At 47.5% G+C, this 23,435-nt stretch carries 22 protein-coding genes; 14 read left to right on the forward strand and 8 right to left on the reverse strand.

Annotation, left to right across the window (positions count from 1 at the left end):
• Positions 1–5: 5 nt before the first annotated feature.
• The 3 genes from ACN0YH_RS07635 to ACN0YH_RS07645 form a co-directional block, all read right to left on the reverse strand.
• Positions 6–1,004 (reverse strand): hypothetical protein, encoded by a 999-nt coding sequence (locus ACN0YH_RS07635; protein WP_417378975.1) that lies wholly within the window; start codon positions 1,002–1,004, stop codon positions 6–8.
• A gap of 335 nt (positions 1,005–1,339) precedes the next feature.
• A complete protein-coding gene (locus ACN0YH_RS07640) occupies positions 1,340–1,795 on the reverse strand; it encodes a hypothetical protein (RefSeq protein ID WP_417378976.1) in 456 nt (151 codons plus the stop codon).
• Positions 1,796–1,903: 108 nt separating this feature from the next.
• Positions 1,904–2,917 carry a DUF1559 domain-containing protein gene (locus ACN0YH_RS07645; protein WP_417378977.1) on the reverse strand — a complete coding sequence of 338 codons (1,014 nt, stop codon included), beginning with the start codon at positions 2,915–2,917 and terminating at the stop codon, positions 1,904–1,906.
• 544 nt (positions 2,918–3,461) lie between these two features.
• Between ACN0YH_RS07645 and ACN0YH_RS07650 the strand changes: the two genes are divergently transcribed.
• Together ACN0YH_RS07650 and ACN0YH_RS07655 are read left to right on the forward strand one after the other, a co-directional pair.
• Entirely contained in the window at positions 3,462–4,520 is a 1,059-nt protein-coding gene (locus ACN0YH_RS07650; protein WP_417378978.1) for an NAD(P)/FAD-dependent oxidoreductase, read from the forward strand.
• Between the two features lie 16 nt (positions 4,521–4,536).
• Positions 4,537–5,100: a class I SAM-dependent methyltransferase gene (locus ACN0YH_RS07655; RefSeq protein ID WP_417378979.1), complete on the forward strand. Its 564-nt coding sequence runs from the start codon at positions 4,537–4,539 to the stop codon at positions 5,098–5,100.
• Positions 5,101–5,191: 91 nt separating this feature from the next.
• Here ACN0YH_RS07655 and ACN0YH_RS07660 read toward each other — a convergent pair whose 3' ends face one another.
• Positions 5,192–5,437: a putative signal transducing protein gene (locus ACN0YH_RS07660; RefSeq protein WP_417378980.1), complete on the reverse strand. Its 246-nt coding sequence runs from the start codon at positions 5,435–5,437 to the stop codon at positions 5,192–5,194.
• Between the two features lie 214 nt (positions 5,438–5,651).
• Here ACN0YH_RS07660 and ACN0YH_RS07665 point away from each other — a divergent pair, with 214 nt between their 5' ends.
• Positions 5,652–6,914 (forward strand): dipeptidase, encoded by a 1,263-nt coding sequence (locus tag ACN0YH_RS07665; RefSeq protein ID WP_417378981.1) that lies wholly within the window; start codon positions 5,652–5,654, stop codon positions 6,912–6,914.
• 112 nt (positions 6,915–7,026) lie between these two features.
• On the opposite strand, the gene ACN0YH_RS07670 is transcribed toward ACN0YH_RS07665, so the two are convergent.
• Positions 7,027–8,019, reverse strand: a complete 993-nt coding sequence (locus ACN0YH_RS07670) for a hypothetical protein (RefSeq protein ID WP_417378982.1) — start codon at positions 8,017–8,019, stop codon at positions 7,027–7,029.
• Here ACN0YH_RS07670 and ACN0YH_RS07675 point away from each other — a divergent pair.
• From ACN0YH_RS07675 to ACN0YH_RS07685, 3 genes are all read left to right on the forward strand, one after another.
• Complete coding sequence (locus tag ACN0YH_RS07675; RefSeq protein ID WP_417378983.1) at positions 8,019–8,243, forward strand: hypothetical protein; 225 nt, start codon at positions 8,019–8,021, stop codon at positions 8,241–8,243. The two genes, ACN0YH_RS07670 and ACN0YH_RS07675, sit on opposite strands and share 1 nt — an antisense overlap.
• A gap of 243 nt (positions 8,244–8,486) precedes the next feature.
• The gene (locus ACN0YH_RS07680; protein ID WP_417378984.1) at positions 8,487–8,834 is read left to right on the forward strand and encodes a hypothetical protein; all 348 of its coding nucleotides are present in this window, start codon (positions 8,487–8,489) and stop codon (positions 8,832–8,834) included.
• Between the two features lie 936 nt (positions 8,835–9,770).
• Positions 9,771–10,031, forward strand: coding sequence for a hypothetical protein (locus ACN0YH_RS07685; protein ID WP_417378985.1), 261 nt, complete (start codon positions 9,771–9,773; stop codon positions 10,029–10,031).
• 133 nt (positions 10,032–10,164) lie between these two features.
• Here the strand turns inward: ACN0YH_RS07685 and folD are convergent, their stop codons facing one another.
• Positions 10,165–11,034 carry a bifunctional methylenetetrahydrofolate dehydrogenase/methenyltetrahydrofolate cyclohydrolase FolD gene (gene folD, locus ACN0YH_RS07690; protein WP_417378986.1) on the reverse strand — a complete coding sequence of 290 codons (870 nt, stop codon included), beginning with the start codon at positions 11,032–11,034 and terminating at the stop codon, positions 10,165–10,167.
• 67 nt (positions 11,035–11,101) lie between these two features.
• Positions 11,102–11,593, reverse strand: a complete 492-nt coding sequence (locus tag ACN0YH_RS07695; protein ID WP_417378987.1) for a phosphatidylglycerophosphatase A — start codon at positions 11,591–11,593, stop codon at positions 11,102–11,104.
• A gap of 323 nt (positions 11,594–11,916) precedes the next feature.
• Here ACN0YH_RS07695 and ACN0YH_RS07700 point away from each other — a divergent pair, with 323 nt between their 5' ends.
• From ACN0YH_RS07700 to ACN0YH_RS07715, 4 genes are all read left to right on the forward strand, one after another.
• Entirely contained in the window at positions 11,917–13,638 is a 1,722-nt protein-coding gene (locus ACN0YH_RS07700; RefSeq protein WP_417378988.1) for an NADPH-dependent assimilatory sulfite reductase hemoprotein subunit, read from the forward strand.
• A 384-nt stretch (positions 13,639–14,022) separates the two neighbouring features.
• Complete coding sequence (locus ACN0YH_RS07705) at positions 14,023–15,546, forward strand: 2-isopropylmalate synthase (RefSeq protein WP_417378989.1); 1,524 nt, start codon at positions 14,023–14,025, stop codon at positions 15,544–15,546.
• Between the two features lie 113 nt (positions 15,547–15,659).
• Positions 15,660–16,016, forward strand: a complete 357-nt coding sequence (locus ACN0YH_RS07710; protein ID WP_417378990.1) for a hypothetical protein — start codon at positions 15,660–15,662, stop codon at positions 16,014–16,016.
• A gap of 446 nt (positions 16,017–16,462) precedes the next feature.
• Entirely contained in the window at positions 16,463–18,214 is a 1,752-nt protein-coding gene (locus tag ACN0YH_RS07715) for an ArnT family glycosyltransferase (RefSeq protein ID WP_417378991.1), read from the forward strand.
• A 33-nt stretch (positions 18,215–18,247) separates the two neighbouring features.
• On the opposite strand, the gene ACN0YH_RS07720 is transcribed toward ACN0YH_RS07715, so the two are convergent.
• Complete coding sequence (locus tag ACN0YH_RS07720) at positions 18,248–18,898, reverse strand: molybdenum cofactor guanylyltransferase (protein WP_417378992.1); 651 nt, start codon at positions 18,896–18,898, stop codon at positions 18,248–18,250.
• A 72-nt stretch (positions 18,899–18,970) separates the two neighbouring features.
• Here ACN0YH_RS07720 and ACN0YH_RS07725 point away from each other — a divergent pair, with 72 nt between their 5' ends.
• The 4 genes from ACN0YH_RS07725 (at position 18,971) to trpS (ending at position 23,433) form a co-directional block, all read left to right on the forward strand.
• Positions 18,971–19,402, forward strand: coding sequence for a YkgJ family cysteine cluster protein (locus tag ACN0YH_RS07725; RefSeq protein WP_417378993.1), 432 nt, complete (start codon positions 18,971–18,973; stop codon positions 19,400–19,402).
• A gap of 605 nt (positions 19,403–20,007) precedes the next feature.
• A complete protein-coding gene (locus ACN0YH_RS07730) occupies positions 20,008–20,454 on the forward strand; it encodes an HU family DNA-binding protein (protein ID WP_417378994.1) in 447 nt (148 codons plus the stop codon).
• Positions 20,455–21,432: 978 nt separating this feature from the next.
• The gene (locus tag ACN0YH_RS07735; RefSeq protein WP_417378995.1) at positions 21,433–22,371 is read left to right on the forward strand and encodes a dihydroorotate dehydrogenase; all 939 of its coding nucleotides are present in this window, start codon (positions 21,433–21,435) and stop codon (positions 22,369–22,371) included.
• 81 nt (positions 22,372–22,452) lie between these two features.
• Entirely contained in the window at positions 22,453–23,433 is a 981-nt protein-coding gene (gene trpS / locus ACN0YH_RS07740; protein ID WP_417378996.1) for a tryptophan--tRNA ligase, read from the forward strand.
• Positions 23,434–23,435 lie beyond the last annotated feature (2 nt).

Consider the following 23,435-nt stretch of genomic DNA (forward strand, 5'->3'; position numbering starts at 1 on the left):
GCATTTTACTGATTGTCTGATTTTGGAGAATCAGTTGCTTTTTTCGGTACAGGTTTTACGACCTCAGGTTTAACAGGCACCTGCTGCGGCTTCGTTTCTGAGGGAATTCTCTTTGCAGGAACCAATTTATTTTGGTCGAACCGGAATTGCGATGACCGTAACTCTCTGGGCAGATGAAACACATGACGGTTCGCGGTATAACCGTTCGTCCATTGGTAGCGAATCTGATCTTCTTTGGGACGCACGCTGATCTTGGGACAACTCCAGACTTCTTTCCCGTCCAGTTTTACCAGGTTCGCAGCAGCTGACAGACGGGCACAACCATAGTTCCAGGTCTTGCCATCGGTCTCGAAGATGAGAAAGACTTCAGGATTGAATCCGCGTTCGAAGAAAAATACAGCGGCATCTGAATTGTTATCCTCTGTGGTCTGATAGCGGTCGAATGGTATTGGATGCAGATTCAGGTGGATCAGCTCTCTTCCCAGCATTTCTTCTGCCGAAAATCGGATGGCCATCTGCTCCATCTGATCTAACCGGTCTTCCAGGGTATAGGCGGGTTGGGGACCATCGGGAAAGGGTTGGAATTTTGCCTCCACTTCCCAGGGCTGCCAACTGACGTTTTGCCCTTCGATGCGAAAGGGACCTTCTGACATGGATACAAATTCAAAAGTCGCACGCCCTGCCGTATCCTGTGGATGATCCATCTCTACGGCGACATAGGCACGTGGCCTCCCCTTCTCACCCAGACGCCAGATGGCCCCCTTTGTCACTTTATACCTTGGATCCTGATACTGCATAACCGGCTTCTGAACGAAGCGGAGCGGTTCTGTACGCTTCTCTTTGGTTCGGATCGACCAGGCATTAAGTAGATGGCGCATCATCTCAATCTTGGAATCATCTTCCGCTGGGCGTTCCTGTTTTTCTTTCGCCACTAAAGGCAACAGACAGGCCAATAAGAGTGTGATCCCGGACAGATATCTTAATTTTTCAACTCGAAACGACATGGCTATCCTTCCTGGAAACAAAAAAACAGTTAACCGGAACACATTATGTGAACATATAATCGCCAATTCAATTAAAGACTTTAAAAAGAATATTATCTCACCCAACTATTAGACTGTGACCAGTTTTACTGTAGCGTCTCCAAGGCAATATGAGACGAGTATATTAGATTGAACGACACTATGGTTAAATGTGATGCGATCTAGAGCTCAGCTTCTGGAAAAGCAACAGATCGATAACGCTGGCTGAAACTCTCCTTTCAGTCAGGTCAATAAAAAAAGCAGCCAGTGAAGAACACCGACTGCTCAAGCCATCGTAATTGTAAAACAGTTGTAGTTTATTTCTCTTTCTTTAGATCAGGCGCGAGTAAACTGCCTGTTCCAGTATCTGCCTTGGCTGATTTCAGAATGATCTTAATATCACTTCCACCACCTTCAGGCACTAATACTTGAGTATCAGCGACTGCGGGAGGAGCTTCCATCATATTTTCCCCCATATTTCCCAGAACGACTTTATAATTGCCGGGAGCAGCACCATCGTCTTCTTCGTAGGTTCCCAGCACAAAAGTTCCATCAGCATTTACATTAGATCGAGCCATCCGGACATTGTCGCCCTGTTTTTGCAGAGGTAACAAATCAATATGGATTGGACCGAAGGGCTTGTCGTCTAATGTTAAAACCCCTGAAGCGGGCACTGTGGTTACAGTGCGTTTGTCACCTGAAGCATCTCCCCCACTACAACCACACAAAGTAATCAACAGGGAATAAATCAGGAGATTTCCTAATCGTATCATCAATAAAACCTTTTTGATAAAGAGCACGTTTAACAAACAAGAACAGAAAGGCGTAGATAGATAGAAAGCTTCCTCCCCCGAGCACAAGAGAGGAAGCTTTCACATAGACTAAAAATCACCGATGATACTGTCGAATCTGCCACCAGCGATGGTATTAAGAGACATCCAAAGGCTGGGAGCACCAGTGGATTGATTATGGTCGCCATGGTAGTCAATGTTTTCACTGACGAATCGTACGGAACCATCACACATCATGAAATGAGCCCCTCCCTGATGGACAGAACCTGGACCGGGCCAATCAGAGTTTAAGCAGTGAGCAGCGATATAAACCGGGCCCCAGGAGTAGGGTGCCGTTTTATAGAACTCACCCCCTTCACCAGCTGAAGTGCCATCTGGTAACAACAGACTATAACCGGATGCGTTCATAACTGTGAGATGAGTATGCGCAATAAATGCCATCCGATAGACTGCTTCACCGCCCCCATCTCGTAATCGGCCAGCACCACAAGTACGTCCGCCACCAGCGTGACCATTTTGAGCAACTTCACCTACTGCGATCGTTGTGGTGGTTCCATCCGTGATATCACGAATGCGAACTTTGGACTGCAATGTGAAAACGCCCGTATGAACCTGATTTGGCCGACGCCACCAGTCAAACCCTTGAGAACCGGCATAGTTTGTCGTCGCAAAGCCATCGCGTGCACTGGGATCATGGTCCTGGTCTGACGGACAGTGTAAGACAGGAATTTTGGTCGCCTGAATCGGTCCTGCCGGTCCTGATTGACCGAGCATAGGTGTAGAAAAATTAATCTGGTTGTAAAGGGGAGCCTGTTCCAGAAACGGTAAGATCAGTGTAATCCAGGTATAATTCCGAGGTGCTGCACCTGCCCCACCCGGATCATAGGTCCATACATCGTTTGGAAATATGTTGTGGGTTTCGTGGTAGTTGTGAAGTGCCAGACCCATTTGTTTCAAATTATTTTTGCAGGTACTTCTACGGGCAGCTTCTCGTGCCTGTTGGACGGCGGGAAGTAATAACGCGATCAGAATAGCAATGATTGCAATCACCACGAGTAGCTCAATCAGCGTAAAACCTCTGTGTAGCGAGCGTCTTAAACTCATACTCTCTCTCCTTGCAAATTAAATAAGAAAACGGAAAATCGGAATGATTATTCTGTTCCAAACAGTTCGAAATAATTGAATCCCCAACTGGGGAATAAAATTCGACGTTATATATTAAGAAGTGCTCGACTATTACTTCGGGCAATGAGATTGAGATATCGTTGTTTTCAGATTTGAATAGCGACAGTAAGTTGAATTCACTCGTAAAATCCACTTACACAATAAAGTTGAATTGAAAGATTTTGCAAAGGATATTAGTAATTGATATAGAGGTGATTGACTAAACAATTTCTAATCCAAAAATTCATCTTACATTTATTTTTATTTAAATGTCAAATACGAATTTCAAATGAGACTGTTTTGTTTTGAACTCAAACTCACTCTTAACAAACTTTAAAAAACACCAGCAATAACTATCCGATATCAAACTTTCAGGATTCTCACTATCCATACTATCACCTCAGCTACACTCAAAAATATTGTTTAATCATCAAACTCTATTTAAGCCCTCATCCTCTACCTGTTACTTTCAGAACACTTCTATATGCCTACACTAAAAACAGTTGACTATCTGATCACAGGGCAGGGTCTGGCAGGAACGGCCTTAGCCTGGACTTTGATTCGAAGAGGATATCGCGTTCAGATACTGGATCGATGCGAACCAGTCACGTCTTCGAAGATTGCTGCGGGACTCATCACCCCCATTACCGGGATGCGGCTTGTCGTGTCCTGGCGCCTTGAGGAGTTCTTTTCATTCGCAACCGACTTTTATCGAAGTATCGAACAAGAAACGAAGAGTCAATTTTATGAAATTAAGCCAATGCTGCGGCTGTTCGCTTCACCCGCTGAAGTTCAACAGTATGCGCAACGGTCACGCACACATTTCCCGGAACTGGTCACCATTCCCGAACCGTTAGCAGATGAGAGTCTCTTCGAGCTCTCATTGGGAGGCTTTGAAATGAACGGCGGGCAACTGGATGTGCCTGCCTACCTGGAAGCATCACGCCACTTTTTCGAATCCCGTTCTTCGTTTCGACAGGCAGAAATAGACCCGCTTGAAGACCTGGAATTTCAAGCGAATTCAGTCAGACTGTCCAGATGGAATGTACGGGCTGACAAGATTATTTTCTGTGAAGGAATCCACAGTCAGCACAACCCCTGGTTCAAAGCCATCCCCTTCGAAGGTGCTAAAGGGGAAATACTCACCCTGAAAATTCCAGGGTTGCACGAGCGACGCGTAGTTCATCGGGGTATCTGGTTAGCCCACTGGAAAGAAGATCTATTCCGTGCTGGTTCTACCTATGATCGAGCGCAGCTTGACTGTGAACCGACTCCCGCCGGTCGAAAAGAAATCTGTGATCGCCTGTCAGATTTTCTGAAACTCCCTGTGGAAGTCATTGAACATCGCGCTGCTGTCCGGCCAGTGATCCGGGGCCGTTTACCGATCATGGGACTGCATCCTCAGCAGCCTCAAATTGGATTCTTCAACGGCTTTGCCTCGAAAGGAAGTTTACAGACTCCCTGGATGGCAAATCATTTTGCTGATATTCTGGAAGGCAAGACGACTCCCGATAAAGCAATGGATCTCGCTCACAAACTTTAAAATAAAGCTTCCCATTATGCGTCTTACAGACCAGGCTCATGCCCTGATTGCCAATGTGTTCAAAGCAGGTGAGACGGCGATCGACGCAACCGCCGGGAACGGACATGACACACGCTTTCTCTGCCAGCTGGCTGGCCCGTCCGGTAAAGTCTTTGCGATTGACATTCAACAGCAGGCTCTCGACCAGACTGCAGCGATGCTTCTGAATTTCGAATATAAAAACTATGAACTGATCTGTGGCGACCATCAACTGCTCACAGAATTGATTCCCTCCGAACATCGATGCCGGATCAGTGCGGTCATGTTTAACCTGGGTTACCTGCCTGGAGGAGATCATTTGCAAATCACCCGGGAGACTTCGACACTTTCTGCAATCGAAGCAGCCCTCGCACTGATCAGGCCAGGGGGCATCATCACCATTCTGGCGTATCCGGGTCATCCGGGAGGCGCTGCAGAAACCAGAGCTGTTTCCTCTTTATTAGATCAGCTGGAGGCCACACAATTCAAAGCGCAGCGGATCTACTCCCATTCAGATTCGACGAAGGCTCCGCGCCTGTTTGCAGTTACCAGACTTGAGTGAGAAACCGCTTCTTAAATTTTTCTATGTTTCCAGATCGACGTGAGGAATATAAGCCCAGAGTCACTAAAGCCGCTCGAAAACAGGAAGTGGATCACTCTTCTTCAGGTGAATCCTCACCCGACTCGGATGACTCACGAATTTCATCAATAATTTGTCGGGCACGATCCACGTTCGAGCTCATGACGTCCACTTTTATTTCAAAGACCCCGGTGAGACCTGCCTGCAGTTCATTTTCGAGCAGACATCGAATTCCTTCGCCTTCCAGCGTCATTTTAATAAATTCCGCTTCCATTGCATTCGTTGTCGAATACACTGTTTCCAAACTATCACTCATCATTATAATCCTCAGACAAACCATCCCTGCAGGGGTTACCACCGCAGAGAGCGCTCAATAGTCAGTCACAAGTGAATCTTGCACCGATCCAAGCTAACCGGAATCGGTTTTGACATCAATATCAATTCTGATTTTCGCAGGAGAGTCTCCGGTCATCAGACTGTAATTTATGTGCCCTGCGACTGAGTTTCGTCATTCAGATACTGGAATCTATACCATGAAAATCATCTTTGGATTATTGAGGCAGTTCAACCGGAGATTAGTGTGGCCCCTGACCGTCGTAAGCTTAGCCCTGACATTTGTAGTTGGTGAAGAACCAGATCGCAAACCGGTCATCCTGACAGACCGGGCCCGGCAGTTACATCAGCAATGTCTGGTCATTGACGGACATAACGATCTCCCCTGGGCCATGCGGGAAAAGGCAGCATCGTCATTTAAACAGGCTGATATCGCTGAGTCTCAACCTCAATTTCATACAGATATCCCACGTCTCCAACAAGGGAATGTCGGCGCACAATTCTGGTCTGCCTATGTTCCCTCAGACACACGAAAAGAACGGAGATCAGCACACTACACTCTGGAACAGATTGATTTGATTCATCGCATGATTAAACGATACCCTGATACGTTTGAGATGGCTGCTACCGCAGATGACATCGACCGGATTCATAAATCAGGCAAAATTGCGTCCATGATCGGTGTAGAGGGTGGCCATTCCATTGAAAATTCGTTGTCACTGCTGCGCATATTCTATGGACTGGGTGTACGCTACATGACATTAACGCATTCGGAATCCCTCGATTGGGCAGATTCTGCCACAGACACCGCCATCAGTGACGGGTTATCTCCTTTCGGAGAGGAAGTGGTCCTTACGATGAATCAACTGGGGATGCTGGTCGATATTTCTCATGTTTCTCCTGCGACGATGGATGATGTTTTGCGGGTGAGTAAAGCCCCTGTGATCGCTTCACACTCCTCAGCAAGGGCCATCGCAGATCATGCACGCAATGTTCCCGATGAAATCCTGGTCAAAGTGAAACAGAATGGCGGCGTTGTAATGGTCAATTACTTCTCCGGTTTCATCGTCCCTGAGTCTGCAAAACAGATGACAGAAATGTTTCATATCAGGCGAGAACTGAAACAGAAATACCCGAAGGAAACGGATTATAACCGGGAATACAATCGCTGGAAAAGCAGCCACAAAATGACGCCGGGAACCATCCATGATGTTGTGGATCATATTGACCACATCGTAAAAGTCGCTGGAGTGGATCACGTCGGCATCGGCTCTGATTTTGATGGCGTTTCTACCCTGCCCGCTCAACTGGAAGATGTCTCCACTTACCCCCTCATCACACAGGCCCTTCTGGACCGAGGCTACACAGACCAACAGATTAAACAGATCATGGGGCAGAATCTGATGCGTGTGCTGCGTCAGGCGGAACAGGTTGCGAAACAACTTCAACAGACCACAGACTGATACATCCCGATCTCCCTGAACGCTTTCGCAGTGAATGCGTGCCCGATAGGCACAAAAAAAACGTCCTGTTTCCAGAACGTTTTTCTTTAAGTTTGGACTACCAGATAGAGAATTACGGTACGGGTTGAGCCGTCTCCAATGGTTTTGGTGCTTCCAGTATCGTGGGTGAATTAACTGTCGGAGCCACTTGAGGAGGCGCCGGTAGTTTTTTCTGTACTGTAACTTTCTGCTGCTCTTTCAGGCTTTTTACATAATCAGTCAGTAACCGATATGTATTCTGGAATTCCTGGCGATGGGTGATCACCTGATAGTTGGAATCAAGCTGTATCTGTTGATAATTTTGCACAATCGGTTCCAGTTCTTCCACTGAAGGATTCGGTCCTGTTGCAGAGAAGTTTTCCGGGAGTGCCAGATACTCCTTCCAGGCCTCGTCCAGTGTCTGTTCCAGTTCCTGAAACGAACTTAGTAGTTCGTATTTCAAATCGTCCACCTGGAGTTCCTGTTGAGCGAGTTTGGCAGTCTGTTCATCAATTCTCAGCATGTCCCAGACTTCAGAGGTTCCACCTGTGAAATAGATGATCACGGTTGACCTATCTTTGGTCAGACTATCCAGCCCGGTTTCCATGGTGATTGTGTCTTCCTCACCCACTTTCCAGGCGACTCGCTGTTTTGATTCATCTATGGCGCCTTGAAGTGGTAAAGTAATATTCCCGTCTTTATTAAAATAGGTACCGGCGACTGCACCGTTTTTACCCACTGCAAGCTGCACAGTGACATTGACCTCCGTTGTTCCCTGGGGAACGATGGCAAAGATTCCCACAGGCATCCACTCGGTCGCATCGTCCGGTGGTGGTACACTGTCTGCAATTTGATCAGCTTGAGACTCATAAGCGGTCACAGGCGCCATCTGCACGCCATTATTATATATGTAACCGTCATTGAGCGAGTAATCATATACAACCGGATTCAGGCTGTTATAACCAATCCACGCAGACAGACCACCGAACGTTGTCCAGACCCAGGGACGATAACCGTAGCGGCGATAGTGGTAGTAAGGATAGTAACCGTATCCATATCCGTAGCCCGAACCGAACCCATTTCCCAATGCATATCGTGATCGATACCCGGACCAGTAGCCAGGTCGGTAATTATATCGGTTGTTACCATGCCGTACGTGGTTCCTACCATTTCGATGCACTCCTCCGGGTCGTAGCCCCGGCCCACGAGAAACATGACGATCCCGATTACTGTGGCGGTTCCCCCCTGGTCTCAACCCGGGATTACCAGAGTGACGGTCCCCAAATCCCTGATGACTTCGACTGGAACTGAAACCGGAACTTCTATCGGAGTGATGGCTTCCAAAACGGTTTTGGCTCCCGGAATTAAATCGACTGCTTCCCGGTCGTAATCCTGGATTATTTCCCCGTTGATTGGAATCATTGTTTGCCCGGTGATGAGAGCCACTGTTGAAATGGGAAAATCCAGAACTACCGCGACTTCTACCTCCAGGGCTCAAGCCAGGATTACTGATTCCGCTTCTTTGACGGGATGTGATGGAACCGGAATCGCGCGATGAACCAGAGCGACTTCCTCTTGAGAAATCAAATGATTGACCGGGTTTCATTGCCGATCTGGAAGTACGATTCGAGGAGGAATTCAACGATCGCGAAGGAGCACTCTGTCGTGGTGCAGAAGAACGGTGTTGAGAAAAAGAATGACTTCTTGAAGGAACCGATCGTGAAGATCGTCCAGAATGTAAACTCCCTCTTGAACTGCTGCCTCGGGAAGAACTCCCTCGTGACATTCCACTGTGATGGCCGCTACTTCCTCGAGACATTCCTCCACGCTGGCCACCGCCGCTGTGACCGCTACTTCCGCGTCCGCCGCCTCCCCGTTGCGCAAAACTATCAGCCTGGCTAAAAGCCAGTACTGCCAGAAATGCACATAAGACACCAGTTCGTTTTATGTATTTTATCATCGCTTACACCTGTTCGATCAAAATAACCGCAGCCTTCTGATCGATCTTATACACGAGCCCGCAAAGACGCAGCCGTTTGCCGATCCTGCTTGATCCCGTTTTTGTTAATAAAAAACAATCCTGATTCTGATAAAGAATTGTTAAATGAGTTTTTCGCTCAGTGGGGTCTTTAACAGCCATCGAGAATACACCTTTTTCTCTTGTTGAATACAGGATTTATGTCCCGGCAACAACAAACAACTGAACCTGCGAGAAAAAGACTGAAGGTAACGTTTCAGGGGACTGTAAAAACACTATCAAAGATTGAGGCCCGATCAATCACAAAGTCATCTTGTGGAGAACGTGAATTGAACTGACATTGCCCGGCGGCTGAGTCTGTTATACGTGAGAGAGTTTTGGCGGCAGGTAAAAAACAGACCAACGCATTGAAAACTGAGTCTATTAAATTCAACTCAAGTTCAACAGATACTGTTGAGTATCAAGCATCAACGGCCGTAACCAGCTCGCTGATTTCTCATGAACAATAACTTGTTCGTTCCATTACTCACGATAGGTCTGACCTATTTGAAAGTCAATATATGACATTTTGTCTCTGCGACCTGCAATCGAACGGTTTTGCGCTTACCAGGATTCGCCCTGACCACTTGAATGAAAATTGGCCTCACTAAGGGAGCGATTTGAAAACTTTCTAGAAATTTCACAATTCCAGGGAATAAATCAGCGACAGACAGGCTCTTATGTTTAACAGGGGGGCTTGTTTAAATAGTCAAAACCGGCCTGATTACAGGGTTTCCTTCAAAATATGACTGAATTAAACCCGATTTGTGAGATTCTCAGTCTGACAGATCTGAAAACTAATCGAGAAATGGAGAACAGAGATGAAATTACTTTCGACACTCTTTACGTTGCTGGGACTGACATTATTCGCTGTTGGATGTGGTGATAAACCTGCCCCAACTCCCGAACCAGCACCTGCTGAAACACCAGCCGAAGATCCAGCAATGCCAGCAGATGACGCTGCCGCACCTGCAGAAGATCCAGCCACACCAGCTGAAGATCCCGCGAAACCAGCCGCAGAAGAACCAAAGGCTGATGCACCCAAGGCCGAAGAAAAGCCTGCGGATCCTAAGACTCCTTAATCTTAATCGAGTCTGACTGCCCCTTTTAGGGACAGCCCAAAACACAAAAAGCTCTCCCTTTACCCGGGAGGGCTTTTTTTAGTTTAGCTCTGCAGAAACGATTGATTATTTTTATTTAACTATTGGGGGGAGATCAATTACTGCCAGACTGGATTCGAGCAGCTGTCAATGTATTCTTCAACAGCATGGCAATCGTCATTGGCCCCACCCCGCCAGGCACTGGAGTGATTGCAGACGCGACTTCTTTAACCCCCTCAAAATCGACATCTCCCACCAGTCTGTCGTCGACGCGATTGATCCCGACATCAATCACAACAGCTCCCGGTTTCACCATGTCTGCGGTCACAAATTCAGGCTTTCCGATTGCGGCAATAATAATATCTGCGGTTTTTACAATCTCGTTCAGATTCTGTGTCCGGCTGTGACAGATAGTTACGGTCGCATCTGCGCCCAGGCCCCGTTGAATTAACAGCATGGCCATGGGTTTCCCCACAATTTCACTACGTCCCAAAATCACAGCATGTTTCCCAGCCGTTTCCATTTTCGTTGAGAGAATCATCTGCTGTATTCCATAGGGAGTACAGGGCAGATAACGAGCACGTCCTTGAACGATCAATCCCACATTTTCCGGATGAAAAGCATCTACATCCTTCAATGGATTGACCACATCCAGAATCGCTGTCTCGTTGATATGTTTCGGCAAAGGAAGCTGAACAAGAATGCCATGCACTCCGGGATCGTCATTCAGTGATTTAACAATCGAGATCAATTCGGCCTCGGTTGTTTCAGCCGGCAATCGTTTCAGAGTACTCTGGATACCTGCTTTTTCGCAGGCCCGTTGTTTATTTCGAACATAAACGGCACTGGCAGGATCATCCCCGACAAGTACAGCCGTTAAATGGGGAACGACATTGTTTTCAGTCTTGAGCTGACTCACCTCATCAGCAATTTGTCCGCGAAATGTAGCGGCAAGTGCTTTTCCATCAATAATCTCTGCGGACACTCTGACAATTCCTTCAAAATAGGGAAATTTCCTGACTGGCTCACAAGATAACGCATCAAAAGCAAATCTAAAACCACCCCAAAAGAATTAATGACACGTAAAGGCAAATCGCTGCATATATCGCGGCAACATAGTCATCTGACATAATTCCCCAACCCCCATGGATCCGATCAAAATATCGAACCGGCCAAGGCTTCCAGATGTCAAACAGGCGGAACCAGAGAAATCCGATCAACGAAATCCAGAAGAATCGAACATTGAGCTCCAGGTGGAAAGCGGGTAACAACACTACCGTGAAAGCACCTATTTCATCAAAGACAATACATCCGGGATCATCCATGCCCAGAATTTTAGCCCCCTGTTCACAGAAATAGACTCCCAGCAGAAAGATGATCACGGAAATCAGCAAATAGACAGGCCAGGCTGGATGAAGCCAGAGCAGACCAGCAACCAGGGGGGGGCCCAGCAGACTGCCAAAAGTCCCAGGAGCTCGAGGAATCCAGCCGATCCCCAGTCCAGTGGCACACAGTAGAATCGTTTGCTTCTTGATGTTTCTCATTTATGGTAAATATCTGGTCAGCAAATTCTCTGCTGTGAAGGTCAATGAAAAGTCACTATTCAAGATTATGGAAGTCGTTTATACTTCTGAAAAGTACGGACCATCCTGCGAAAAATGAACATGGGAACACACACCCTGCATCTTTTTTTCAGGAAAAACGGCTTCTATCTACGTGATCGCGTGTTTCGATTTCCTAGATCGTACTAGTTAGTTCTCAAATATTCCAATTGGATTCTAATAAAACCTACCCAGGCATTCAGAAAAGCTTCCGGTGAAGTGCGGCTCTGAATGTCAATTCGACTATATCAACCAGGATTGATCATATGACATCCCAAGAAAGCCCCAAGCTTTCCAAACTGGAGATTCTCAAAGAAGGCAGTCATCAACTGCGTGGTACCATCGCTGAAGAATTACAGAACGACAACGATGAATTCTCCGGCGATTCCACCCAACTGCTGAAGCATCATGGTACCTATCAACAGGACAATCGTGACCTCCGAAAAGCTAAGAATCCGGATGGTACTCCTAAGGGAAAATCATACAGTTGTATGATCCGTACTCGCGTGCCAGGCGGTAAAGTGACCGCTGATCAGTTCCTGGCAGAACTGGACCTGTGTGACAAGTACGGTGACGGGACCGTCAGACTGACTACCCGACAGGGCTTCCAGCTACATGGTGTCATCAAAGGAAACCTGAAAGCAGCCATCAAAGGGATCAACGATACCAAGCTGACCACGCTGGCAGCCTGTGGCGATGTGAACCGTAACGTAATGGCCTGCCCTGCCCCCTATAAAAATAATGCCATCTTCGATTCCATGCAGGATATGGCCTACGCACTGGCAGAACATCTCCGCCCCAAAACAACCGCATACTTCGACCTGTGGATTACAGACGAAGAAGGTAATAAAACCAACGAAGCCGCGTTCCAACCCGTTGAGGAACCGATCTACGGTAAAACGTATCTCCCCCGCAAGTTTAAAATCGGTATCGCACTGCCGGAAGACAACTGCGTTGATATCTACACCCAGGACATCGGGCTGCTGGGAATTGTCGAAAGTGACGCCATTGTTGGATACAATTTCTATGTCGGCGGCGGGATGGGAGTGACCCCCAGTAATAAAAAAACCTATCCTGCTTTGGGTAAGCCTCTGGGCTTCGTTGAAAATGACCAGGTGCTGGCGGTTGCTGAAGCGGTTCTCAAAGTACAGCGTGACCTCGGGAATCGTGAAGACCGTAAACGGGCCCGCATGAAGTATCTGGTAGATAATCTGGGCATTGAAACATTCCGTGAAAAGGTCGCTGAACACTTTGGCTCAACGATCAATGCCCCCCGTGACATCGAAGTCACAGGTATCGAAGATCATATGGGCTGGCACGAACAAGGGGATGGGAAACTGTTTCTTGGCGTAAATATCGAGAATGGCCGTATCAAAGATGAAGGCGATCTCCGCATCAAAACCTGTCTGCGAAAGATTCTGGAGACCTACAAATTTGAGACACGCATCACAGCCAAACAGAGTATTATCTTCTGCGACATCGATCCTTCACTGCGAGATGAAATCGATCAGATTCTCACTGACCATGGCATGAAAAAAGCTGACGAACTCAGCTTGATCCGTCGCTATTCGATGGCCTGCCCGGCATTGCCGATGTGTGGTTTATCAATCACCGAATCGGAACGAGTGATGCCAGACCTGATCACCGAATTTGAAGAGGAACTGGCGCGTCAGGGACTCCAGGATGAAAAAATCTCCGTCAATATGACTGGCTGCCCGAACGGCTGTGCCCGCCCTTATGTTCCCGATATCGGACTGGTTGGTAAAGCAGTTGGGAAATACACTCTGTACCTGGGTGGCAACTCACTGGGGAATCGCCTGTCGTTTATCTATGATGACCTGGTCCCCATGAACGAGATTACCAGTCGACTTTCACCTCTCCTGGAGTTCTATAAATCGGAGCGTCAGGATGGGGAATCCTTTGGAGATTTTTGCCATCGAATGGGCAAAGAAACTCTACAGGAGAAAGCGGGACTGGCTGCAAAATAATCTAAAAACTCAGTAACAGGTGAAACTTTGCTGAACCTCAAACCACCTGAGCTGTCTTTGATTTTGACAAATTCAATTGACAACGGGTTGACCATGGCCGATTGAGCAGGTAGATTATCAGAGCAATGAGGCGGTTCAGGCCGTCCAATACAATCCAGATGAAAAATCAAAGTAAAATGCAAATTCACAATCTACTAAACCTGAGCCTGCTACGAAACCTGCTTCTACAAGCCAGGTCTTAGGTTCTTTGTACGATTGTTAATCAAATCAGCGAAACCCTGAGACCAGATTGGCCTCAGGGTTTTTTATTTTGCCTGCTGGTACTATTCTGGTCTCTCATTAGCCCCCTGATCGGGAGCGGAAATTGACTCATGGAGAAAACCAATGTCCAATGACACAGTTAAGATATTCGACACCACCTTGAGAGACGGTGAACAGTCGCCTGGCTGCAGTATGACCACTTCGGAAAAAATGAAAGTCGCTCGGGAACTTGTCAAACTGGGTGTCGATATCATTGAGGCTGGCTTCCCGATTGCCTCTCCCGGTGATTTCGAAGCAGTTCAGAAAATTGCCAACGAATTCGGTGATCAGACGACCATTTGTGCGCTTGCCCGCTGTCGGAAAGATGACATTGACCGGGCCTGGGAAGCGTTAAAAGAAGCAAAACAGACACGGATTCACGTCTTCCTCGCTACGAGTTCCATCCACCGTGAACATAAACTGAAAATGAATAAAGAACAGATTGTGGAGACGGCTGTCGAAATGGTCAAACGTGCCCGGGACTACTGCCCGGATATCGAATTCTCTCCGGAAGACGCCGCGCGGACAGAAAAAGACTTTCTCTGCGAAGTCGTAGAACGAGCCATCGAAGCCGGAGCCACCACGGTCAATATTCCCGATACCGTCGGTTATGCGACTCCCGCCCATTTCCATGATGTCATCACCACGCTGAAAAACAATGTCTCAAACATTGACCAGGCCATTATCAGTACCCACTGTCACAATGACCTGGGCCTCGCTGTTGCGAACAGCCTCGCCGCTGTGGAAGCGGGAGCCCGTCAGGTGGAATGTACCATCAACGGCTTAGGGGAACGCGCTGGAAACTGCGCTCTGGAAGAAGTTGTAATGGCATTAAAAACGCGTGCAGATTATTACGGCGTACATACAAATATTAATACAAAACGCCTGTATCCGATCAGCCATCTTGTCTCGACAGTGACCGGCATGTCGGTACAACGCAACAAAGCCATCGTAGGGAGAAACGCGTTTGCACACGAAGCCGGCATTCATCAGCATGGCATGCTGCAGGAACGCACGACTTACGAAATCATGTCCCCTGAAGATGTGGGTTATGTAGGCACAAACCTGGTGCTGGGAAAACATAGTGGCCGCCATGCATTTCGCGATCGTATCCAGTCGCTGGGACATACCTTGGACGACGAGACTTTTGAACGGATTTTCAATGAATTCATCGCGTTAGCTGATAAGAAAAAGGAAATCTACGATTCCGACATTGTCGCCTTGATCGAAAACCAGGCTTCCGATGCACCGGAAAAATGGAAAATCGCTCGCTTCCATACCTCAGCCGGGACTGGCACTATCGCAACTGCGACCATTGAACTGGCAGATGAAACAGGCAAAATTCACTGTGACGCTGCCACCGGGGACGGCCCTGTGGATGCGGTTTTCCGGGCACTGGAGCGCATCTCAGGCATCACTGCAGTACTTGATCAATACCATGTTGGCAGCGTTTCCAGCGGTAAGGATGCACAAGGTGAAGTTCGTGTAGAAGTGCGCATCAACGGCGAGCTGTTTACCGGCCGCAGCGTCAGTACGGATATCATTGAATCCAGCGCCAAAGCTTATCTGCAGGCCATCAATAAAGCAGCAGCAAAACTGGAAAACTGAGCAGACCCAGATTCCAGCCCAATCCAATTATGAACACGCACGATCCTGAATCAGTACCCCGAATATTTAAAGGCAGAACCATTGTCCTCGGCCTGCTGATCTTCGGTTTATTGATGTCAGGATCGTTATATGTTTTTCAGACGATTAACACCTACCAATTCGCCGACACTCAAAATGCCCTGGCGAAAGAGTTCCCCCAATCACGCCCCCGTGTCGAAGGGGGACGACTCAAAGGAAAACAGCAGAACCCGCTTACATTCCGCGTGACAATGGCGGTTCCCTTCAATCCCCACGAGAAGAACGCGGAAATCCAGCGGATGGCAGATCGCATCCTGGAAATTGCTTCGAATAATCTGCCGTTGCAAGACTACGAGCAGGCAGAAATGCACTTTTACCAGGCGATTCCAGAACAGGAAATTATCATGCGTGACGTCAAACGCGATATCAAAACCTGGATCAATCAGAACTGAATTCGCCTGCCATTGACTCCTGTTGATAAAACAGACAGGCCTGTCACTTAATTCAACCCTACCCCTGAACTGAATCGCCTGTCAATTCCATTGAAGCCATTTCTTCGCCGGAAAACTGCATACTTTGCGAATCGAGAGATTTCTCAGTACTGGCACAGTCATTGCAATACAACAGATTGCCTGTCGAATTGACGAGTTGATAAAAATCTTCTTTTGACGCTCAATGTAAACTGAGGCTTCCCTCCAGCCAGAGTGATGACGCCCGTCTTAAATTGGCTGGAGGGTGAGCCACCTTCCTGTACCCCACCTTATTCTGTTATCGATTTAAAAACTTACAATCGACCACCACTAGTGTCGTGAAATCACTTCCGTATCGAATCAGGGCAGGATATCATCGAACTTCCAGATGTTTCAGATATCCTTCTTAACTCAGCCTTCGGACAGTTATGGCTTCACTACAGAAAGTAATACAACGCCCCCCAGTCTTCTGGTCTGCCGTTGGTTTTCTCTTATTGATCCAATTCTGCCTGGGACTATATTCAGCCAGACAACTGAGTGTTACACACGATGAGTACTGGCATTTACCAGTCGGATTTCTGACCCTGGAATCAGGTCGTTTCGACTATGATCGGCTCAACCCTCCGTTAATTCGCAGCTGGTCCGCTCTGCCATTACTGCTGACATCTGCCCAGAGTGGATCTCCGGACCGTTCACCTGATCCTGCTGATTATGGAGATGCCTTTCTGAAAGCGAATCCGGAACACTATCAGCATTACTATTTTCTCGGTCGCTGCATGGTCCTGTTACTGGCGTGTACCTCTGGATTGCTACTGGCTCTCTGGACTCGCGAGTTGTTTAGTTCACTGGCAGCCTGTTTTGCGGTTTTCCTGTGGGTGATGAGTCCGAATATCCTGGCCAGTGCCGCATTAGGAACTCAGGATCTGGCAATCACTGGCTTCTTTCTGGCCACTCTCTACTGTGGCTGGAAGTTTGCGCACTTTCCCTCCGGGAAGTTGGCACTGGTGACAGGCATAGTTCTTGGCCTGGCTCAACTTACAAAGTACACCGCGATTCTTTTAGTCCCCGTGCTTCTGATGCAGTGGTTTCTGGTGAGATATAAAAATTCAGAAATCCAGGAACGGCCCGCGAAGAAAACAGTCCTACTACACTGGGGAGTGCTGATACTCTCAAGTCTGTTCATCCTGAATGCCGGCTATCTGTTCCGTGATACGTTACAGCCTCTGAGCGGTTATCGGTTCCAAAGCTCCGAGTTAAAAGCGCTGACATCACTCCCAGAATTCCTGCAGATCATTCCGCTGCCGATCCCACGCGATTATCTCATGGGCTTTGATCTACAACGTTTTATCATGCAGCAATCCCACCCCACCTTTCTGGACAACCAGTGGGAAGAACATGGTTTTCGGTCATACTACCTCTATACCATGCTTTACAAATTACCACACGGATTTCAGTTCCTGATCGTGATCGCAATTTACAGCTGGTTCAAAGCGCCTCACTTATTCCCACGACGAACTCTTGCTGTTCTGCTGACACCAGTTGTATTATTGTTATTCATAGCCAGCCTGTCTAATAATCAGCTGGGCCTGCGCTACGTTCTGCCAATCTTCCCTTTCATTATTCTGTTGTGCGCACCTTTGGTTGATCAGCTGGATTTTGTCCGACATAAAATTCTTTCATACCTGATTGTCATTGCCATCCTTTCACTCCCGCTCTCTCTGCGCTATGCACCAGATCATCTGGCATACTTTAATGAACTGGCAGGGGGACCAGAACTGGGAGACACCCATCTGGTCGATTCCAATATCGACTGGGGACAGGATCTGTATCGGCTGCAGGACTATCTTAATCAGCATCCGATTCACGGCTTGAAGCTGGCTTATTTTGGCACAATTCCCCCTGGTGAACTGGGCATCAAATATGAGTTCCCCACTGAATTCCGCCCAGTCCCTGGGAAATATGCCATCAGCGCCAGTATTCTTCAAGGGCGCCCGTATACACTCCGCAGACAGGACGGCAGCCGCTATAACCTGGAACATGATGCCTTAGGGTTTTTCAGGTTTTTTGAACCTGATGCCCAACTGGGATATTCCATCAACTATTATGATTTAACCTCTGAAGATGTCGCCCGCTGGCAGACTGCTGTAATGCAGGCCAATCGGGGCATGCTCTCCCCTTGAGGCCCGCACTGTATAATCAGATAGTCTGTTTAGTCACCCATCAAAGGGCACACGGGTAGTTGCTTCCAGCCCCATTTCACGAAGTAGTTCAAAATACTGTTCGCGAGTATTGATATTTCGTAACCCATGTAACTGGGGATCAAGACTTCTTAGCTCTTCGACATCCAGAAACGCACTGTGGGCTCGCTCTGCCAGATCAATCGGACGCTGAATGTTTGCTGCCAGCATTTCCCCTATCATTTCCACCAACGATGTCCGGTATACAGCAGCCAAAGGATGATACCATTGCCCTTCTCTGACCATGGCCAGATCATGATTTGTCAGTCTCGAGAGAATGGCCTGGATCATGTTTTTTTGTATCAGGGGAGTATCACAGGCTGACACAAAGGCTGCCTGACAATCGAGTTCCAGTTCACGGAGCCCTTGTGCAATCGCTGGCAGAGGTCCGGCTCCTGGATTTACATCATAGATAACACGAACTGAATCAGGAATTTCCGGTAATACCTGGTCACGGGAAGCCACTACAATCACAGGAGAGACGACATCAGACACTATTCGTATGACGCGCTGCAACATCAGCTCTTGCCCCAATGGTAACAATGCTTTCGGATAATTCATTCGCAAGCTGTCGCCCCCACAGAGAATTATTCCGCCGACTTTGATCTGGCTGTTTATATTTGACATACTCGCTTGAGTCACTTACAAAATGAACATACTAGTTTCAGTTAAATAACTTATAGTGAAATGATCTGAATCATGAGTGATCAAAATTCTGAACAGGAGCCATGGTATCGCGATGGACTCCAATTTTCCTGCACTCAGTGTGGAAATTGTTGTACGGGTGCTCCTGGAGTCGTCTGGGTTGATGAGTCGGAAATCAAGGCGATTGCAGAAGTAACAGGAAAATCTACCGGAGAGGTTCTGCTAATGCATACGCGTCTCTACGGGGGGAGGCGTTCCTTAACTGAATTTGCCAATGGGGATTGCACATTTTTCGATCCTGAAAAACGATGCTGTACGGTCTATGATGCACGCCCGGCTCAATGTAGAACCTGGCCTTTCTGGAATTCAAACCTGGAAAGCCGTGAGAGCTGGGAGTCACTTTCTCCAGACTGCCCTGGAGCAGGTAAAGGAAACTTTGTCAGCTTTGAAGAGATCCAGATACAGGCTGCAAAAACCAACTTATAACACACGTCACAAATTCGTGTTAAGTAAGACTCATCTCTCAAGATGATCTCAGAATATCTCTTGTTGAAATCGAACTCACGTCTGATTTTCAACAATCAGTCACACGAGTTTTAATCTGACTCGCTATTAAAAGCCGTTTATTAAGTATGTATTTTTAAAGAGTTTGGAACACTGAAACATCGCAGATTCGAAGTTTCAGATCCTTTTTTTACAATTTCATCTGAAGATTGTGAAAAAAAATACATGTTATTAATTGGGAACAATAACAAGTCTGCGAGTTTTCCCTGAACTCACTGTGCGACAAACAATCAATCAGCTTAAGAGTCTTTGGTATAAAGACTTACATATCATTAACACCGTCAGCTTCCCGACTGAGTTCATTTTTAGCTGCTGTTGTAGTTTTACCTCTCAATAGTGAATTCATGTCTAATAAGACACCGTTTCAAAGCTGCGACCGAAGATCGGTCTTGACTTACTGTTCAATTGTGGGAAATAATCTATTGTGACACTAAGTCGTGTAACCCATTACAGTTGAGACGGCTCTAGAGTGCCCATCGGAAGGGCGTAGCTGTCCGACGGCTTCTCAAAATTGGGAGAACCCAGTCGTGACGAAAAAAGAGATTGTCAAAGTGATTTCGGAAGAGATTGGTCTGACACAACTCAAAACAAAAGAGATTGTGCAAAAAACGTTCGATGCGATTGTTGATACTCTTGTTACAGACAAGCGTATTGAACTTCGCAATTTTGGCGTCTTTGAAGTCAAAAAACGAGCAGCGCGGAAAGCCAGAAATCCTCGTACAGGTGATCGTGTGGACGTAGAAGAAAAATACGTCGTTACATTCAAGCCTGGTAAGGAGATGGAAAAACGTGTACGCAATCTGGAGGAAGAAGCAGCCCGCTTAAATGCTGCCGCTTCTCAACCTTCAGTGAGTCCTCCTGCAGCTTCGGCACCACCCCCGGCTCCTCCGAGTCCAGGTGCCACACCAGGAACACCATCTATGGGTACCTACAACAATGGTTCCTATAGTTCAGGATCTCAGCATACACCTTAGACCTGCTCTCCAAAGACTTTATTGTTGAAAGAACTGGTATGAACTTCCTCATAGCCGGTCTGTTTTGCGGTACACAAACAGACCGGCTTTTTTTACGTACCGATCTGGTCAACTGACATGATAAATCGTCACCTGGATCCAGTATGAATCCGGTGTATTTCCCAATGGAAATCACCCGCTTCAACCGGAATACCAAAATAATTGGAATAATCCGCATTTTTTACCAAAGTCACCTGATCTGAATGTCGATAAAACGAACTAGAGGAAATTAAAAGCGGTATTTATAATCCTGCCTCTCCAATCTCCTCTCTTTACAATTCAGCACTTTAACCCCTTCGATATCGGTTTGATGCCTTTCATTCAATGGTTTGAATTAAGGGGTCGTTGCCTGGGATCAAGACCAGCAAATATGGCACGACCATATCATGGAGAAAAAAATGCGTAAGTTCCTATTGGCCAGCATGTTAATTGCAATGTCCCTCACTCAGGTTGGATGTGTGGTTCCTATCTACTCATCTTCACGAGATGATCGTGCTCGTCAATTGATATTCCAATCAGAAAGCATGCGGCACATTCCTAAAATCTGGGAACGAATCTGGGGCCTTGATATGCCGGATGTGGCCACCCCCTACCGTACCCACGGTGGTGTCATTTAGTACTTGTAGCACAGGGACTATATCGCAGGTTGTTTGAATGGATAGACTCCATTCAAACTGACTGATGCATAGAAAATATTGGAAGCTGCCTGGAACCCGTTCCCGGCAGCTTTTCTTGCTTTGGTGGTCACTGATTTACTTACCGCCTTAACTGGTTCTCATCCCCAGGGGACGCTAAGATGTGAATCAGTGGATTTCCCCACCCAAGGTGTCAGTATTTGATTTGAGGACAGACCTCAGAGCCAGATAGCTGGCCTGACACGCTTCATAGTTTAATTAAATAGAATGATCACGTAGCCACTGGCTGCCTGGACCTGATTTGATGAATGTCCCAACCCAAACGGATCCCTTAGCGGTTTCCCTGAACCGCCTGCATCTCAAAAATCCCATCCTCGTAGCTTCAGGGACTTTTGGTTATGCAAAAGAAATGGCTGCCTTCCTGGATTTTTCCCGCCTGGGGGGCATTATCCCCAAGACGATTACCACGGAACCACGCATTGGTAACCCGCCCCCCCGTACAGTGGAAACCAGTGCCGGCCTGCTCAATTCTATTGGTCTGGACAATGACGGTATTGATCTTTTTCTGGAAAAGCATCTGAATTACCTTTCCTCACTTGAAACAGCCCTGATCGTCAATATTGCCGGACGCAGCATCGATGAAATGGCAATCATGGCTGCCCGGCTGGATCAATATTCAGACCAGATTGCGGCTCTCGAACTGAATATCTCCTGCCCGAATGTCAGCGGAGGCGTAGACTACGGAACTCAACCAGAGCTGACCGAAAAAATGCTCAAGCAGGTAACTGACAGCTGTCAGTTACCCATCATCGCAAAGCTGACGCCAAACGTTACCAGCGTTGTTGACATTGCCCAGGCTGCTACAGCAGGCGGAGCAGATGCAGTCTCCTTGATCAATACCGTACAGGGAACAGCGATCGATTGGCGCCGCCGAAAACCGATACTGGGAGGCATTTTTGGAGGCCTCAGTGGCCCTGCGATAAAACCGGTCGCCTTACGAGTTGTCTGCCAGGTGGCCCGTGCAGTGGACATTCCAATTATTGGGGTAGGTGGTATAGCCAATATCGATGATGTCATGGAATTCATAGTTGCTGGTGCTTCAGCAGTTCAAATTGGTACCGCCAACTTCTACAATCCGGGTCTCGCGGCACAACTGGTTGATGAGCTGGAAGAGATTCTGGTCTCCGAAAAATGCTCACAAGTCAGTGAACTTGTGGGTTCTCTGGAATATCCGGAACGTTAACCCACCTTACACTTCTGATTCGGTAACAGAGCTGCGTGGCCAAGTACTCTCAGTTTCAAAAACAATATAGAAAATAGTCTCATGCGTGTTTTATCAGGAATTCAACCAACGGGCCGCTTTCACTGGGGAAATTACTTTGGTGCGATCAAACAGTATATCGACCTTCAGGATAATGATCAGGCTTTCTACTTCATCGCCGACTTGCACGCCCTGACCACGATCCGAGATGCCAAACGCTTACGTCAAAACACACAGGAAGCGGCCATCGATCTCCTGGCACTGGGACTGGACCCCCAGAAAGCCACCCTGTTCCGACAGTCAGATGTACCTGAGATTACCGATCTCACATGGATCCTGATGACAATCACTCAGATGAGTCTTCTGGAAAAATGCCATGCGTACAAAGATAAGAAAGAAAAAGGAATCGCCGCTGATGCAGGATTGTTTACCTACCCCGTATTGATGGCTGCCGATATTTTGCTGTATGACAGTGATCTGGTCCCTGTGGGGCAGGATCAGATTCAGCATGTCGAAGTCACGCGCGACCTGGCGCAGCGATTCAATTCCCTGTTTGGTGAAACTCTGATTCTACCTGAATCGCGAGTGCTTGATACTTCCGCAAAAGTACCTGGGATTGATGGCGAAAAAATGTCCAAAAGTTATAAAAATGTGATTGAAATCTTTGAGGAACCGAAAAAACAGCGTAAAAAAGTCATGTCTATTAAAACGGACTCCGCTACGCTGGAAGCCCCCAAGGACCCGGAAACCTGTGCAGTTTATGCCCTCTACAGGCTCTTTGCTGATGAAGAACAGCAGGCTGCGCTGGCACAGCGATACCGAGAGGGGGGGATGGGCTACGGAGAAGCAAAACAGGCCGTACATGAAGCTGCTCTCGAATACTTCGGCCCAGCCAGAGAGCGGAGAGAACAGCTTGCTGCAGATACCGATACCCTGAATGACATTCTGGCTGAAGGTGCCCGCAAGGCCAGAGAAAAAGGAAAACAGGTTCTGGATCGAGTGCAGGCTGCCTGTGGCCTGGGATCAAAATACTTAGCGAAATGAAA

Source organism: Gimesia sp., assembly GCF_048262075.1.
GTDB lineage: Bacteria > Planctomycetota > Planctomycetia > Planctomycetales > Planctomycetaceae > Gimesia.